17 protein-coding genes are annotated in these 15632 nt (G+C 52.8%); 5 read left to right on the top strand and 12 right to left on the bottom strand.

Going from position 1 to position 15632, the window contains the following annotated elements:
- Nucleotides 1-71: 71 nt before the first annotated feature.
- Nucleotides 72-365, top strand: coding sequence for a nitrilase-related carbon-nitrogen hydrolase (locus tag AWM79_RS05655; protein ID WP_060782361.1), 294 nt, complete (start codon nt 72-74; stop codon nt 363-365).
- A 204-nt stretch (nt 366-569) separates the two neighbouring features.
- On the opposite strand, the gene AWM79_RS05650 is transcribed toward AWM79_RS05655, so the two are convergent.
- The 5 genes from AWM79_RS05650 to AWM79_RS24875 all read right to left on the bottom strand — a co-directional run bounded on the left by AWM79_RS05650 (nt 570) and on the right by AWM79_RS24875 (nt 8113).
- Nucleotides 570-2681 (bottom strand): hypothetical protein, encoded by a 2112-nt coding sequence (locus tag AWM79_RS05650; RefSeq protein ID WP_156430083.1) that lies wholly within the window; start codon nt 2679-2681, stop codon nt 570-572.
- Nucleotides 2682-2826: 145 nt separating this feature from the next.
- A complete protein-coding gene (locus tag AWM79_RS05645; RefSeq protein ID WP_156430082.1) occupies nt 2827-5793 on the bottom strand; it encodes a DEAD/DEAH box helicase in 2967 nt (988 codons plus the stop codon).
- Nucleotides 5794-6250: 457 nt separating this feature from the next.
- Nucleotides 6251-6754 (bottom strand): MlrC C-terminal domain-containing protein, encoded by a 504-nt coding sequence (locus AWM79_RS05640; RefSeq protein ID WP_060782359.1) that lies wholly within the window; start codon nt 6752-6754, stop codon nt 6251-6253.
- Between the two features lie 216 nt (nt 6755-6970).
- Nucleotides 6971-7717: a hypothetical protein gene (locus AWM79_RS05635; protein WP_060782358.1), complete on the bottom strand. Its 747-nt coding sequence runs from the start codon at nt 7715-7717 to the stop codon at nt 6971-6973.
- Nucleotides 7718-7966: 249 nt separating this feature from the next.
- On the bottom strand, nt 7967-8113 hold the full coding sequence (locus AWM79_RS24875) for a hypothetical protein (RefSeq protein WP_156430081.1): 147 nt from the start codon (nt 8111-8113) through the stop codon (nt 7967-7969).
- Nucleotides 8114-8299: 186 nt separating this feature from the next.
- Between AWM79_RS24875 and AWM79_RS05630 the strand changes: the two genes are divergently transcribed.
- Both AWM79_RS05630 and AWM79_RS25525 read left to right on the top strand, forming a co-directional pair.
- The gene (locus AWM79_RS05630) at nt 8300-9088 is read left to right on the top strand and encodes a hypothetical protein (RefSeq protein WP_244159620.1); all 789 of its coding nucleotides are present in this window, start codon (nt 8300-8302) and stop codon (nt 9086-9088) included.
- A 285-nt stretch (nt 9089-9373) separates the two neighbouring features.
- Nucleotides 9374-9688, top strand: a complete 315-nt coding sequence (locus AWM79_RS25525; RefSeq protein WP_082712574.1) for a hypothetical protein — start codon at nt 9374-9376, stop codon at nt 9686-9688.
- Here AWM79_RS25525 and AWM79_RS24870 read toward each other — a convergent pair.
- Nucleotides 9682-9834: a hypothetical protein gene (locus AWM79_RS24870; RefSeq protein WP_156430080.1), complete on the bottom strand. Its 153-nt coding sequence runs from the start codon at nt 9832-9834 to the stop codon at nt 9682-9684. The genes AWM79_RS25525 and AWM79_RS24870 overlap by 7 nt on opposite strands.
- A gap of 49 nt (nt 9835-9883) precedes the next feature.
- Complete coding sequence (locus AWM79_RS05620) at nt 9884-10234, bottom strand: hypothetical protein (protein ID WP_060782356.1); 351 nt, start codon at nt 10232-10234, stop codon at nt 9884-9886.
- Nucleotides 10235-10882: 648 nt separating this feature from the next.
- Here AWM79_RS05620 and AWM79_RS05615 point away from each other — a divergent pair.
- Nucleotides 10883-11803, top strand: a complete 921-nt coding sequence (locus AWM79_RS05615) for an AbiJ-NTD4 domain-containing protein (protein ID WP_060782355.1) — start codon at nt 10883-10885, stop codon at nt 11801-11803.
- Between the two features lie 137 nt (nt 11804-11940).
- Here the strand turns inward: AWM79_RS05615 and AWM79_RS05610 are convergent, their stop codons facing one another.
- From AWM79_RS05610 to AWM79_RS05590, 5 genes are all read right to left on the bottom strand, one after another.
- Entirely contained in the window at nt 11941-12573 is a 633-nt protein-coding gene (locus AWM79_RS05610) for an HAD family hydrolase (protein ID WP_060782354.1), read from the bottom strand.
- A 70-nt stretch (nt 12574-12643) separates the two neighbouring features.
- The gene (locus AWM79_RS05605) at nt 12644-13324 is read right to left on the bottom strand and encodes a DUF6957 family protein (protein ID WP_060782353.1); all 681 of its coding nucleotides are present in this window, start codon (nt 13322-13324) and stop codon (nt 12644-12646) included.
- A gap of 88 nt (nt 13325-13412) precedes the next feature.
- Nucleotides 13413-13739, bottom strand: a complete 327-nt coding sequence (locus AWM79_RS05600; RefSeq protein WP_060782352.1) for a hypothetical protein — start codon at nt 13737-13739, stop codon at nt 13413-13415.
- Nucleotides 13723-14016, bottom strand: coding sequence for a hypothetical protein (locus AWM79_RS05595; RefSeq protein WP_060783942.1), 294 nt, complete (start codon nt 14014-14016; stop codon nt 13723-13725). The genes AWM79_RS05600 and AWM79_RS05595 overlap by 17 nt, the downstream gene beginning before the upstream one ends.
- A gap of 68 nt (nt 14017-14084) precedes the next feature.
- On the bottom strand, nt 14085-14819 hold the full coding sequence (locus AWM79_RS05590) for a metallophosphoesterase (protein ID WP_060782351.1): 735 nt from the start codon (nt 14817-14819) through the stop codon (nt 14085-14087).
- Between the two features lie 292 nt (nt 14820-15111).
- On the opposite strand from AWM79_RS05590, the gene AWM79_RS05585 reads away from it, so the two are divergent.
- Complete coding sequence (locus tag AWM79_RS05585; RefSeq protein WP_060782350.1) at nt 15112-15567, top strand: helix-turn-helix domain-containing protein; 456 nt, start codon at nt 15112-15114, stop codon at nt 15565-15567.
- Nucleotides 15568-15632 lie beyond the last annotated feature (65 nt).

The raw sequence follows: 15632 nt of genomic DNA, 5'->3' as shown, positions 1-15632 counted from the left end.
CATGGTAAGGGCAGCCCATAATAGCCCAGCGTGAAGGCGTTTAGCCCGTTCAGAGTGCTTGGAGATTTGGAATGAAAGTCGAGTTGGCCCAGATAAAAGGTCGAGATGGCGACACCGCATACAACTTGACCAGAGCGTTGGAGGTGATCGCTACCTGCGCGGTCGATACCGAACTGCTGATCCTCCCGGAAACCTACATCACCGGGTTTCCGACCAAGGACAACATCGCCATCCTAGCTGAGCCTTTGAATGGCCCAAGCATTCAAAGCCTGCACGCTGCCGCCAAGGCTCGAAACATCTCTGTCGCCGTAGGGTTCGCTGAAGTGTGTGATGGCCGCTACTTCAATACCAGCCTTGGGAGGTAGCAGATGCAGCCTGCTACCTCACAGCCCCCGAAAGCGGGTTTATAACTGGCCAGGTGCTTGATGTGGCAGGCGGGTGGCTAATGCGATAGCGGTTATGTTGGGCACCGCGAGAAGGCGGTGCTCAACATGTCTATTCAAGTGATCGTACTGGTCAAAGCAAGATTATGCTCGATACTCTGCATGGCCCTGCTCGTATTTAAATACCTATTGGTTTGACACATCGGGCGCCTCTAGCTTCGCCAGCTTCATAGCGTCTTCGTCAACATCTAAAACACCGGCAAAAAACATAGAGCCTTCAGATGTATAGTGCGCATACTTATGATATGTAAAATGGCTTGCAATCAGTTTTAATTGAGGAGGAAACGCCAGATACTCCAGCAACTCTTCCACGGTTGGTTTCTCACCCACCCATAATTGATGTAAAACCTTATTGACTTTCTTTTTGCCATCGACGTAGCTGAATTCAGAAATATTACGCTCCTGAAAAAACTTACCAGTCAATGAGAAGTCAGAAATATATACACCATCGATAGGGGGACTGGAATAGGTGAACGAATTAAGAATTAATGGTATTAGTCGAAATTCTGACAGATCTCGCCCAAACAAAGACTTTACGATATCAGGCTTAAGTTTAAGCCCAGCCTCCAACCGTTTAATCTGACCGATAGTTTCCGATAGAAACTGAGCATATCTCAAAGCCTTAACGGCGTTATTCCCGGATACTGACGTATTTTTACATTCAATCAACAGCAATGCATCATCAACAACAAGGAGCGCATCATACTCGAATGGCGCGCCATCAATATTAAATTTAGCCGCCTCACAGTCATAACCCAACTTATTAAAAAAAGATATTACTTTCCGCTCAAACCCCTTCCCCTTTTTGGCGGAAATCTTTGACTTCTTAGACGAGTCTCGCTCACTCCGGGGCATTCCTTTCTCGCTTTTCTCAAGTTCGATATCGAGCGCGCTCAACTTGGATGGTATAACCACAACCAAATTGGCGGAAAGCAGCGCCTGAGGCAAGAACGAATACTTACCGTCTTCTGAAACAATTAGCGGGGAATCAAAAAGGTCTCGCCCATCCGGGCCAAATGTTAAATGATTGATCAGGATAGACGCGCTAGCTTCGGACAAATTATACGCCCGTAATGACGCCTTAAGAAAACCCTTATCCACTTGCACAAAGCTGGTGTCCGAAAATTCATTCTCTACGACGAGTTTTAATACAGAGTACCCTCGCACCCACTCACAGAGTGTCAGGCCATGATGCTTTTCTTGATCATCTTTGATGTCGAAGGCGAATAGCTCACTCAGGCTGGCAGCGACTATAGCTTCGTCCTTGGAAATGTATCTATGTATCGCCAAGCCAGGCGGCGTTTCGCCCGCGCCCATGACGACGGCATCTATGTGCGGTGAGTAAAACATCCGGGTCATATTCTGGAACGCCCAAGAATGAAGTCTTCGATTTGCTAGAAAATCTAATTTCTCGATATCACAAGGGCTACGATAAAAAACCTTCCTATCTTCAAAAGTCGCAAAAAAACTTTTGTCAAACAACTCCTCAGGCACTCCCCCATCTTCGAAGCTCGTGATTTCGCCTCCGAAAAATAGTGTTCTGTTAGCGGCATCTTCAAGAGCATCCCATGCCAAAGCGAACTGCTGAATGGCAGCCGCTTTAGACACATGATCTGCCGAAATTGTAGGCCTAGAAGGCGCGATAAGCTTCCCACCTTTAATCCAACCATTCTGATGAGCTAACATTTTCAACGTCAGGCCCAGAGTGCTTATTATCGAGGAAAATGCACCATCAATATTGACATCACCGCCTTCCTCATTTTTTACAATAAGCATCTCGGGCATAGCATAGTGGGCATTGCCGCCCACACTTTCTTGAATTGCTTGATCAATTTTATCATGAAAATGTTTCAAACCCTGAGAGGCGCCCTCGACTGCGCTCCACATCTGAATATCGACTGGATATTTGGAAATGTCACACTTCGGCAACGTCGCACGTATTTTATCAAACTCACTTTCAATGGCGAGTATCTTCGCATGTTGCCCCTTGACGTACTCTTGGGCTTTCGCGAACTGCTGGGAAAATAAGTCATCCCCTAATAACCGCGAATAGAAATTATTTCGCGCTTTTTGGCCACCACGAATACTATAAGATCCTGGCTGCGCAAACGACTCCTCAAAAAAGTCTAACATCTCATCTGAGGATAGCTTCGTCATGTTCTCAGTAAACATTGGAAAATCATATTTCTTTAAAGCAGTTCCTAACAGCTGACGAAACGATTCATTTTCAACGCCCATAATTCCCCACTTGGACTTTAATATTTCTAGATACTTTAGAAAACGGGTATGGTGCGGTGCTCCGCTTCAGCTTTCTGATTCGCGAAAAACCACTAACACGCGAGATAAAGCGTTATATCATTAGCCCTAAAGGCGGCGACGATTACTACTCACTTACAAGCCAATAGGCACGTGAAGCACCTCCCTGTCGAGCGTAACCAATACAAAATGCCATCAGATCACTCAATCTTTCATCAACCAATGAACTGCGGATGCCAGGTTGAACACCAATCACCGAAAAACTTAACTTAGTCGCTGGAGTAGCCTTCAGAACTTGCGAAATTTCCGGCAGACTGCCCGTTACGAAATAGGATGGACAAGTGTGCCTTCGATGCATACGATCCTCCATGTGTTCCAAGAGCGTAGCCACATCGCAGTAATAAACAGATTTGACGAGTTGGCCAGCGACTTCATACACATCACCCACTCGACCTCCATTGGCCGGGCCGCCTGCGCCTTTGCAGTGATAAAGACTGACATTTACCTCATTATCTGCGTTTTTTGTGACACATATATAGTCGGCTGCCTCACCCGTCCTGTGGTCGTAAAAAATCCCCTCAACGTCCGGCAAAGTGAGTAAATGCTGCTGGAGGTGCTCCTGCACTGTAGCCTTGCCTTGTAGTAACGCTCGCCTTCGCTGTGTCTCAGCTGAGTTGTCGTTCGGCAAGAATTCCACCCTAATACTGCAGTTATCCCAATTAATTGTGGCGGTGTCGCCGGGCACAAGTCTCAGCGTTTGCAGGAGCGGGGCCGCCATTAGGTTCATGCTCTCGAACGACGATTTATCCGCAGCATAGAAGACAGGGCTATGGTCACACAGCCAGTCTGCAAGCGGAGTCCAACTATCATGAGCAGGCTCAATCTCGATTGTGACAGCAGGTTCCTCGCACGTAATCATTCGCCCCTGCTCAAGATGGAAACACATGCCAACCGCGCGATCTACGTGGGCAACGGAGAACTGCATTCGGCCATTTTGCGGGTCGCTCCGGAAATCCTGCAGATCCCACTCAACCAACTTTGAGTAGCGAAATGCCTGCTCATGTGTACGGTATCGGACTCGTGGGTTGTTCTTGAATGCTTCCTTTGGCCAGTTTGCCGCAATCACGTTATCAGGAAGCCGGCGCAGCTTAGTGGTTGTACGCACGATATCTAGATGTGTAGCGCTGAAAGGAACATTACCGGCGATGCGTTCATTTAGCGTGCGTATCCAATCGACAAAATCAGGGATGGAAAGGCGTTGATTGCTCCACATTCTGGAGCTACTGCTCGCTCCTATGGTCTCCTTGATCTGCCCATTCATGCCACTACCAAAGAAATGCCCTTGGGCATACGCTCGGCTGTCTCCAGAGGTCACTGCTCGCTCTGCCTGAGGCCCGGTCAGCGTTCTGTAGGTTTCGCTCTGAGAGTTAAATGCCGTGTTCTTTAATCCAACGTTGAAGAACCTCACACTGTCCAAGCCTGCACGCGCCCTACTCGTCTCCTCATAGCTCAGTGCCCGACAACCTGCCGGACAAACGACATCCATAATTGCCAGGTAAAGCTTCTCCGTCCTGAGGGTTGAACCGATAAAACAGTAACCGGATACCGGAAAGTACATTAGAAGAAAGGCTTGATGGCTGATGTCAATCAGCGCATCCAGAGCTGTCCAGTTGGGCGGTGCCTCGTCGGCAGTCAGTACAAGGGAAAGGGTTCCATCCCCAGCTGCCCACTGCTTAACGATTCGTAGTTGTCGGCCAATCTTCGCCCCGAATAACGAAAAATCAGGAGCTTCATCACAATGGAAGCCGCGAACGTGGGCATATAGGTGAAAAGATAAAGGTGTCACAGAATCATAATCTGACTCCGTCACGCGTCTGACAGGCAAACCTTCCATAAACTGCTGATCGTCAAGCGTGCCCTGGATCTCGGCAAGAGCGGCGTCATCAATCATCTGAGCAAGGTTGACACCCTCTTTAAGCAGCGCCGCAGTCGCCTCTCTGATTCTAAAGCTGGGAGCGATCAACGTCGGCGTACCGGTGGAGTCATCAATCCTCGCGAATCGGCCTATGAACTGAATGGTCGGCACCAGTGATTTATGTGGAGCATGCAAAGCTGCGACTTTGAGCTTCGGAAAATCATAGCCCTCGCCAAACATGTCCACACAGATGATGGCTCCAAGCTCGCCCGAGATCAGCCTCGCTTCAACGTCATCTTGCTGACGTCTGGTTAGCTTGCTATTGATCGCTTCCACAGCAATGCCCAATCCTTGATACAGAGGGACGAGGTCGTGCGCAGCCTTAATCGTTGCCGCCCTGATGAACAAGCGATGGTCGAATCCATTGGCACGATCTTGATTGAAACGCTCTACGGCTGCCCTGGCGATAACCTGATCCACATGGGCATCATCAAGCTCGTTCTCGACTTGCACGGCGCAGAAGGTAACAGGGTCAAAAGCGCCCTCCTCTACCGCTCTCATGACCGGGTAGCGATAGATGAGCTTCCCCGGGATTACCAACCCATCTCGTCTAAACGGCGTAGCGGTAAGGAACACAAACCTCGCCTGCTGGTAATGCTCCAAGTAGGCCATCCAAGAGTTGGCTGGTGCGTGATGTGCCTCGTCGAAAATAATGAGATCGAAGAGATCGTCAGGTGAACCGGGAGCAATCGCTGGAGATGAGCTTCCTGGCGTCGACACGACAACGTCGTACTGTTCTAGCGAGCTCCAGTCTTCAACTGACTGAGGTCGTCCTGAATGCAGATGAACAGCGGGTAGCGGAGAAGCTTCAGCTAAGACGCCGATTCTCTTCAGCGTCGATAGCACTGAGAAGTGTGAATGGACTTGCTTTCGAAGTGCGCTCGACGGCTCAACTACCAAAATCCGCTTGGGGCACATCAACAGGGGCAGCGCCATCATCAACGAGGTTTTGCCATAACCGGTCGGCAGACAAATGATCGCTGGGTCGTCCTGCACAGAAAAATGAGCGAGTACTGCATGCAGCGCACCGAGCTGTCCAGGCCTAAAGCCCCGGTTAGGAAGCATTTGCTGCTGGAACAGGTTCAATGAGCCCGCTTGCGTGGCAAAGTAGTCGGGCACGACACCCCTCCATGGGAATTAAATCTCTGCCCTCATCCTAATAGGGTGCTGGCCATAAGCAAGCACCAAAATGGATTTTTCCCACTACACGGATTCAAGCAAAAATCGACACCTACTCTGGAATCGATCGAGCTTACCGCTTTCGCCTAGCCAAGCCCCGTGTTGTGACTGAGTGGATGTAAGGACGTAGGTCGAAGAAACGATCCATCAGTCGGCGGTAGGAATTAAGCCTAATGTCTTGCAGCAAGCGGCCTGATCCAGTGGAAAAACCAGCTGTACGTCAACTTCGCCTGCTACCCCTAAGCCGCCGAGCGGTAGCTAGCTAAACGTCTGCTCCTCTTGCCCTACCACCTTGGGTGGCAGGGCTTTTTCAGGTTGAAACCTTGCTGAATGCTACCCTTACGACGCCTGATTGAGATTTTATAGAAGCCCTAGCAGACGCCGTTGTCGGACTACCTCATACCGTTGCGACTGACCGTGCTGCTTGAAAGGTGCGAACCGGCGAGTAGGGAATGTCATCTACCGGGTAGAAAGGTCGAGCGACAGTGAACGCCTGATCCTTCGGATGGTAAGCAGTCATGCCCGGGGTATCGGCAGTAACGCACTCCCCAAGCGATGCGTAGTTGAGACTGAAGTGATACCCCGATCGAGCTACCAGGACGTCCTTGTCTTCAACCGACACCTGCATCGCACGGTAGAAATTGGGATCCATGTAGGTTTGAGGCAACTCAGTAACCACAATGTAGATATCGCCCTTCCTCACGACCGCATATTCGCCCGTATCGAGTTTGGCTCCGCCTTGTGAGGGCCCCTCGAACACAGTAGTTACATTTGCGCCGCAAGCATGCAGTACCCCCTCCACCGTTACCGGTGCCGTATCCTTGGAGTAAGTCCCGCCCAGGGTATCCCTGGCGAGTGCATCAAAGCGCACTATCACCCAGCCCAGATAAAAGACTTCCACCACTACGTGCCTACTTACGTTAACAAGACCGTGCGCTGCGAGCACTGCCCCCCAATCGACTTATAGGATGGGGTCTACAGCAGCACTTCTGTTAGCCGAGAAAGCTGAGCTGAACCTAGGCCAATTACCCGCCCAGCAGGTACTGGCTTTTCTGTTGCAGCTCTTGGATGGAGCCTGCGGCCCCATCCAGTGCTGGCTCTGCAGAGCCGTCATCGTTTAGTTGGGAGCTGAACCTTCCGGCAAGTGGTAGCGCGTGGCCAAAGCAGCAATCTCCTCAACGGTGATTATCTCGCCCGACCTGGGATTAGCAACGGTGTCAAAGATCGCATGGATCACGGCTTCCACATCAGGGATCTCCATTTGAATGTTGCGACAAAAGGCCAATCTGGCACGTTGCCCCTTCTTGATTTGCCGCACCAAGATTTCCCATCGGTGATCGTCTGGAATGATCGCCGCTTTCATTTGAGAGGGAACCGTTTCCCGCTCGCCTGGATGCATAGGCCGTAACCGGTGAGATCTATCTGGGTGGCTCTCAAACCAATTGGCGTCGTCCGTTTTCCAAGGCGTGTCGGTCAACGAGATCCCTTGGACAGGGCCCGAGAGCCCAGCGCGGCGCTTGGTGCTTTCGACGATTTCCTCTAACCCGCCAATGCCCGACTGTAGGCGCCTAGATGCTTCGAGTGCATCGGCGACTGGTTGCCCTCCCGAGTTACCTTTCATTTGGCCTAATACATCCCTGATGGCATCGGTGTTTTGATTGATATAGACCCCGGAGCCCATGACGACGTCGAGCTGGTCTTGACAACACTCACCCGCCAATGCCGCGCGTCCATCCGACAACACTCCACCAAAAGTACGGGAGTTGTGTTGAAGTGGCTTACGGCAGATCCCGCAATTGTCACCGGCCTTCTTCAAGACCTTTGGAAACTCTTTCTCGTACCTACGGCGCTCTGATCGGTTCATTCCTTGGAAACCTCGTGATTGGACGAAGGGGAAGCTTGCGCCGCATGCTCGCGGCGTTCTGAATGCTCTGCAATTGGGGCCACCGGGCGGTGGGTTTCAGGCTATCGGGGCTCTGATCATGGTACGCGGCGTATCTAACGACCTTGAATTCGTCAGAATATTAGTCATAGATCTCGCCTCATACCAACGCGAGAGTTTTGCAGTCACCAAGGAGCTTTGATGAAACGCAATTGAGTAAGCGACGCAGACTCACTGCGGCAATTCGAAGCCTTGGTTGTTGGTGGCAGCCCATCCATACCCGAAGGAGTTGAAGACCCACGCCCCTGCCGCCCGGCTCTTCTCCATGTACAGGCTCAGTTTCAGACGCTTCCTCAGGAAGCCCGCGACGCTGCTCATCGTCCGCTCGCCCGAGCGAGGATTTGGCACATAGATGTTCGCGTCGCCATATGCTTGAGGTACGAGACCCCGATTTCGAACTGCTGGATTTTTAGCGACTGGCCCGCCCTAAATGCTAAACGGCTCTTTGCTAAACTCAGAAAAGATAATACTGTATGCGCATACAGTATTATTTTGGAAATGTTTATGGACGCCAGCCAGATTGCTGACTCCCTGGCGCAATGGAAGACCAGCCTCGATGCTCGCGCGACTTGGCAAAACCCCGGAGCCCAATACCGCTACCTGGTGCGCTACGCCGACAAGCTGGCGGCATGCAAAGCCATCGACCCGCTGGAGCGATTCGACATGGTCGAAATGGCGCTCGCCGCGTTTTGCCATTTTGTTGAAGAGAAGCCAGAGGAATGGCGGCACCCGGCGTCCGAGTATGATGTTTACAACGATGCGGGCGCTCAGGTCGGAAGCCTGCAAGGGAGCAGATACTTCCTGCACGGTGCAACTGTACGACCCGACCCGAAGGGGTTTTTCGCACAGATCCAGGAGAAAGACGGCGAGAGTTTGCTAACGACCCGCACTTACGCGCCCTACGGCGTGCTACGCGATCGATACATTCACACCCATACCGGTCAACGCCTGACGCTGGTGGAAACAGCTCGAATGATCAACGGCAAGTGGCGAGTCCGTATTGATGACCCGGATACGTACCGAGGTGTCGTGGATGCCTCCCAAGTGGCGTTGGAGCAAGGCAACACGGCGGCCTACGTTGACCTGTGGGAGAAGGAGCATTTCTCGATATTCACTCAATGTTCGCGGTGCTGCGACCGCTTCGACCTGCGGGAAGATTGCACGGGGTGCGAAGGACGCGGCTTCATCGAAGATCTGCAATGTCCGAGTAGGCTTCCGTCATCGGCGATCGCCAGAAAGAGCCAAGCACCTGACCTTCAGGTGCCGAAAAACCATGAACCTGCTCCGTACTGACCGCTCTAAAATCTGTATCGATGGACACATCTCAGGAAAGCCTTTGGGCTGGCCAACAGGATGCATGAAACACAGGGGGTACCGATGGGCCTGACAATGATCTTATTCACCATGATCGCAGCCTGGGTGGTCGCGGCGATGGCAATGCTATGGGGAGTGCTGCGCGTCGCGCGTCGTCACCATGCCATTGCCCAGGCAGATATCGACATATCTAGGCCGAGCAAGACTTCCCACCTTTCAGCTGCAAGTTGACATCGAAATGGCTCACAGCAGCGTCCACCGCCTATGAACCCTACAACCCCTGACGGTCGTTATTTCGTCGTAAAAGGGCAACTGTGGCGCTGCTCCAATCCCTTGTTGAACAGCGATGAACGCCAGCGACTCGTGAGTGAGTTAATGAGCGCGCGGCGAGCCGTGAGGGCGGCGAAGGCGTCAGGTGATCCAGGAGAAATGGAGCTTGCGCGATCAGGCGTTCAGGCCGCGAAAGTGGCGCTTGGCGAGCGTGGCCCTGTCTGGTGGGACGATGGCAGCCCGGACTTCAATCGACACCGGGTGGAAAACTCACCCTATGCACACTGGTATCGCTCGCTGCCTCATTGATCAGTTTCCGACGGTACGTGAAGTTGCTCTTGAGCAACCCTACGCTGCTTCAACTGATCGAGCATCCAATCTTGAGCGTCATCCAGCTCGCGCATCATTGCGTCAAACTCATGGGCTGTGAGTGGCCCTGGCGTGTTGTCGTGCATCACATGTCTCCGATAATCACCCGCAGGAACGATATACCCCGGTAAGGCCCTACAAGCCCAGGTCACCCGCGAAGTAGCTGTCGCCGATCTCATCACTCCAACCTGCCGTCTGCATCAGCTGCCATTGCAGATGCCGCCTCAGATGAGTCCGTAGATGCGATCGGACGACAATGAAGCCTTGGCCACTCCAAGCGCTCTGTGCGATGCCCTGCGTCTCCAGAGCCCCCAGCAGCGCATCAAACCCCGGTACTCCGATGGTAGATGCATGCACTCGGGTTGGGTCATCTAAACCGGGCTGACGCTTGAAACTGGCGATCCCCTGTTCCACCAGGTTCTGCAATCGCACACCAAAGACCTGTGCGGCTGTTCCCCACACGCGGCCTTCGAAATCAATATCCACAAAACCTCATCTGCCAGAGCACCACACTGTTGTCCGACACCGGTACAAATACAGACGCACCTGTGGCGCTTTTCAAGAGCAATCTATTTGAATCCAAATGAAAAGCAGCTGCCTAACGACCAAGGAGCGATTCCCCTATGCCCCCTGCCCTGCCAACCGACCTTTTCCTGCTTCGATACCTCGGATTGAAAACCAACAGCTAAGAGCCAACAGCCCCAAAAACCGGGCAGATGGAGGAAGAGTCGGCGAGTTCGAGAGAGCTGCTTTTTCCTTGCCCTCAAATAATAATACTCCGTCTCGTTTAAAAATTTTCAAGTGGGGGGGGGGGTGAAAATAAACGAGCCCTGTCCGACAGACGGTAGCTGAATTGGCTATTTGGCAATTGTGTTGAGTAAGCCAAAGGCCCCGAATCTATTGGCTTAGAAGCAGACTACCGGCCAGAAAACGCCTTGACGACTCCCGTCGCTGAGATTCGAGTTTGGCCGGGCTCTTTCCTGCCCAATTGCGAGTTTAGGGTTACTACGGGCTGCCCAGCTCAAGCACCCTAATTCCTTCTTTTCATGCTTGGTTCCGGCGTTGTTTGATCCGATGATAAGCTTTGGCGCAGGCCTTCCTGCATGCTGCCAGCTATGTATACGGAGCGACTTCTTGAAATTCTCCCATCGCAACGGTTTTGATCCCAATCGCCAGCAAGGCCCGATCGTGGAGGACGCTCCGCCATGGTTACGAGATGAGTTCCAAATTTCAATTCTCTCGAAACTGACCTACGTGGACTTGGACAGTCGGCAAAAAAACAAGGAGATGTTGCCTCTGGGCATCAAAAGCCTGAACGAACGGCTATGCATAGAGACGCAACGTCAGATGGATGACAGTGACTGGGACACCTGGACGTGTGCCGACGGCCTTGCGTACACCCTTAAGCATTGTGAGTGGTACCAGTTCTACGATTGCGTGGAAGTGGTAGGAGAGCAGCTGAAATCCGTCGAACCGTTCTATAAGGGCGCTCCGGGCACCATTGATGTGGCAGCTTTTAGCTTCGCCGCGTACCGCAAAAAAGTGAATGACGTCTTCACCAGGCACAATGTGGGATGGCGCCTGAACAGCAAGAGCCAGCTGGAATCTGCGCTCCCCAAGGATCTGGCCGACCGAATGGATAGCGTCGAGGCGGGACTCGATAAATTTGAAGCCGCACGGGAACACTTTGGCAAGGCCAAGCGGTATGCGTTGGGCACACACCGGGATTGCGAAAACTCGATCAAGGAATCGGTGAGCGCTTTTGAGAGCGTGGGCAAGGTTCTGCATGATCGAACTGCAACGCTTGGGGACGTGCTCAGCCGCATGAAAAAAGAAGGTTCAGTGCCCCCAATGCTCGTGAGTGTCATGGAGAAGTTCTACGCGTATGCAAACGCAGAACCTGGCGTAAGGCATGGCGGAGTCCAGAAGCCCAAATCGGGAGACATGGACGCGGAATTAGCGTTGCACCTCAGCGGAGCTTTCATACGCTACATCATTGAAGTGCAAAGCCAGGAAATCAATGAGAATGGTGGCTCGGTTGAGGAGGCTCAGTAGGCAGTTAAACTGTGTTGAAGATTTGATCGCGGGGCTCTTCGGAAGGCCGTGGCGCTAACGGCTGCCCTGCCCCTGATCGGATCTGACATTTTGTGGAACAGCCTAGCTGGGCGTCCACACTCTAAGTCACGCCACCCTCAATCCTGATCGATGACCAGTCGGGCAAACCGCGTGAGATCTCGGATCTTCCCTGCACGTGTTCGACTCAACAGGATGCCCATAATGCCTACCATCCGGGGGCCATCCCTGTCACACCTCGGCGAGTCTCCGATCATGTACACGCGCCCCATTTCGACCCCGAAACCATCACCAGGCTCTACTCCCATCTGGTTGCAAGTAGACAGATAGATTTTAGGGTCGGGCTTCATGATCGCCTGCTCGTAGCTAAACGCGTATCCATCCATCATGGGAAACAGCTCTCTAACAACCCGGCCAAACGGAGCTGCGAGGTTTGAGCAGATACCCAGCTGGCACCCCGATTTCTGCAGCATCTCGATCGCCTCCAAAGCCTCGGGATACGGTCTGATCGACGACAGTTCGAGTTCCAGTGCACGGTTCAACTCCTGACGAACCGTGGAACGGAGAGTGATGCCGAGATGAGCGGCGAACTCATCCAGCGGTAAGTCCATCGTCATCGCGCAACCAATTGTGTTCGGCCCCAAAATGCGCCCTTGCCGGCGACCTTCGCGAAAGAGTTGGAGATACGGATTCGTCCGCTGGCCAATCTGCAGAATTGTCCCAAACGCATCAAAGATTACTCCACCGACCATTGCGCTCTCCTTCTCTGGCATCACTTACCTGGATCGTGCGATCCGCCATGCTCGCGCTACGGAATTCACATCAATTGCGCTCTCTACGAATACCCACTGAGGTGCCAACCTCGCGTTCGATATCGCAAAAGACACTTTCCAGAATGGCATGGTGACCCGAGTCTTTAAGGGCTTGAACCAGAGCCACAAGCGCATGCCCCTGGGCCACGGACATCTGAATATCGCAGTGAACTACATTTGAGCTGCGGCTCAATGCAGCGATGCCTGTACCCTGGTCGTGAAAGTCGACAGTCCAGGATTTGTCGATGATTCCTTCCGGAATGGTATTGATGGCTTCGAGAGCAGCAGGCCGTCGAAAGCCTTTCCCAAAGAGTATGTAGATCGTGTCTTCAGTCTCAAAAATACCGCGCCCGTCGTAAGAAATCGCGTAACCGCTTCTGACGGACGCGCCTTTGTCGACCCGCCCAAAGCTATCGAATCCGACGTCATGGGAGAAAAGCACCAGTGGCAACCTCGCTGGCCTAGAATCGCTCGGATCAACGTCAGCGGAGTCTTGAAGAGTGGCACTAGATTCGCTCTCAAGACCGCATTTGGCTGCTGCCACATCAAGTACGATCCACGAATACACTGCACAGTAGCGCTTCGAGGTGCGCGATCCGAGGGCTGACAAAATCGAAGAGTCGTTTATTGGAAGCCCTTCCAGTAATTCACCGCTGAGGTTCGACGGTGCCACACAATCTGGGATTGGCATAAAGCCCTCCTGCAGCATGGTTCGCGGTAGCAACGCCGCTCCACGGCGTATATCAATACATACATCACCAGGCTCATTGACCGGTGCTTCAGTGCAGGCTGCCTTGCGGCTCTGAGCTGGTTAGCCGCAGTTTGCTCAATCCAGCGAAGGCGTTGCCACCCGCCTGAACCAAGAGGTAGCGACTGCCCGAAAACGTATGCGCAATAATCCAGCCGTCCTCCTCTATCAGCCTCAAGATTTGGGACGTTCTGATCAAACGGCCATCTCCGAATCGATTACTCAGATCCATGTAAATGCGGCCTATGAGGCACGGGTAATCGATCTCGGGCTGCCAGAGCAAAGCACTGATCGGCGTTGCTAGCTTCACAGTAGCTGCCGCCAGCACCTGAGCTGGCCAATCAACCGTGATAGCCATCAGCAGCCTCCCCTGGCTTGGTCTCAGTCACAACGACGTAGTGGTCTGCGCCATCCAATGTTCTCAACAACTTGAAGCCTCCTATGGTCGAAACCAGGCGCACAGGTTGAGTTGCCACCGTCATGCCATCGGACGCTGCACCAGATCGGTCACAGAACACTGTCGCTGCGAAGCGATTGCCTACACAAGCTGCGTTGAACAGATAAGCGTCGACTAAAACGCCCCAGTTCTGGGCCATTGCCTGGACAACCTCGTCCGGCAGATTGTCTTTTTTCATCGCTTCAGCCCGCGTACGTGCGCACTCTGTTAAAGAGATAACGTTCGATTTCAAAGCCCCTGCACTCATCACATCTCGATCTCAAAAGCGGGGTTGAACCCTGTCGATTCGCCGGGATAACCACGCGGGTTTGAAACAATGCGACAACCGCCGTGTTCAACATCGACAAATTCGTGCGTATGACCAAAGACCCACAGATCTGCCTGTTCAATCAGTCGTGGCCAGTCGTTCGTGTACGCTGCGTTGAGGTGTCCATCATGCTTGCTCCCGACAACTAGTGACGACGGCGAATGGTGAGTAATGACGATCGTTTTACCTACGAACGGCCTTGCGAGCTCTTCGGTCAGCCAGCTTTTCGCTGCATGATTTCGGGCAATCAGATCTGCCGGCCTGAGCCGTCGGTAACCTTCATCGATGCGAATGTAGCCGAAGTCGTTCATGCGCTCCCAGGCGACCCTCGAAGCTGCAACTTGGTCGCCGGTAGAGCTGAAATCTGTCCAGCCCGTTGTACCTAGAACCCTCACACCGTTGAGCACGACGAGATCGTTTTCAAGCACATGGACATGCGGTTCTGCCGCATCCCGCATCTTTGTGAGCGTGCGATCGATATGCCCGTCATAGTATTCGTGGTTGCCGCACACATACGCGACTGGGCACGTGAAATTCTCATTTGCCCATTTCACGCCTCTGCACTTTTTGTCGATGTCACCGCCCAGGATCACAAGGTCGATGCTCGGATCTAGCGCCGGCATATCGTAGCTGGCGAATTCGAGGTGCAAATCTGAGTAGATTCTCAGCTTCATCTAGGCTTCCAAAATCGTGCGATGTGTCAGGGGGTAAGAGACGCTGCAGCGATGCAGTTGACGGCTTGCTCGCAACGCGTGCTTAAATTCGATTTACGCAATAATTGAATTTGGCTGAGCAGGAATGTGGTCTCAAGAGGCCTCTACCGCCCTTACTCATTCGAAGCCGCTGGTTGGCACCGCTTCTGATAGAGCAGAGGTGCTCGCTCCGTCATGCTCTTTTTTTTAAATATATAGATTTGAGTAAGCATTGGCAAACGCGGCATATCATTTCGTTTGCGCGAGAACACTGATGATGTCGCTACGCCAAGCGTTCGCTGCCGCCCTGAAATTCGTTAGGGCACACCACAAGCTTCTGCAGCAAGACGTGTCCAGCGGCGTAACACAGGCGCGCATCAGCCAGCTCGAATCCGGTAAGAACAGCGCAACATTGGAGACTACGCAGCAGGTCGCCCAGGCCATGCGTATGACGACCACGTCGTTCGTGGTAACGGTACTCGCCGCCAAGGACAGAACGACTCCCCGCCAGATTCTCAGCGAAGCGCTTGCCGAACTGGAATCTCTGGGACTGTTGGACGTGGACATCTCTGAGCACGTCCCAGATCCGAGCCATCCCGTTACTCAAAAGGCGGCAAATACCCGCGAGCAGGTTCAGAAGCTGAAGGCAGAGGGGCACAGGCATGTCGAGGTTGCCAGGATACTCGGGTTGAGTAAGTCGACCGTGACCCGCCATTGGCGAGAAGAATGATTGGCGCCGATGCCTGGCGATCCTCCTACTGCGTACTCAGCCAATGCCCTTGATCCGATTTTGAA

It is taken from the genome of Pseudomonas agarici (genome assembly GCF_001543125.1).
Taxonomy (GTDB): Bacteria; Pseudomonadota; Gammaproteobacteria; order Pseudomonadales; family Pseudomonadaceae; genus Aquipseudomonas; species Aquipseudomonas agarici.
Note: the sequence above shows the minus strand (reverse complement) of the source record. Positions and strands in the feature narration are given on the sequence as shown.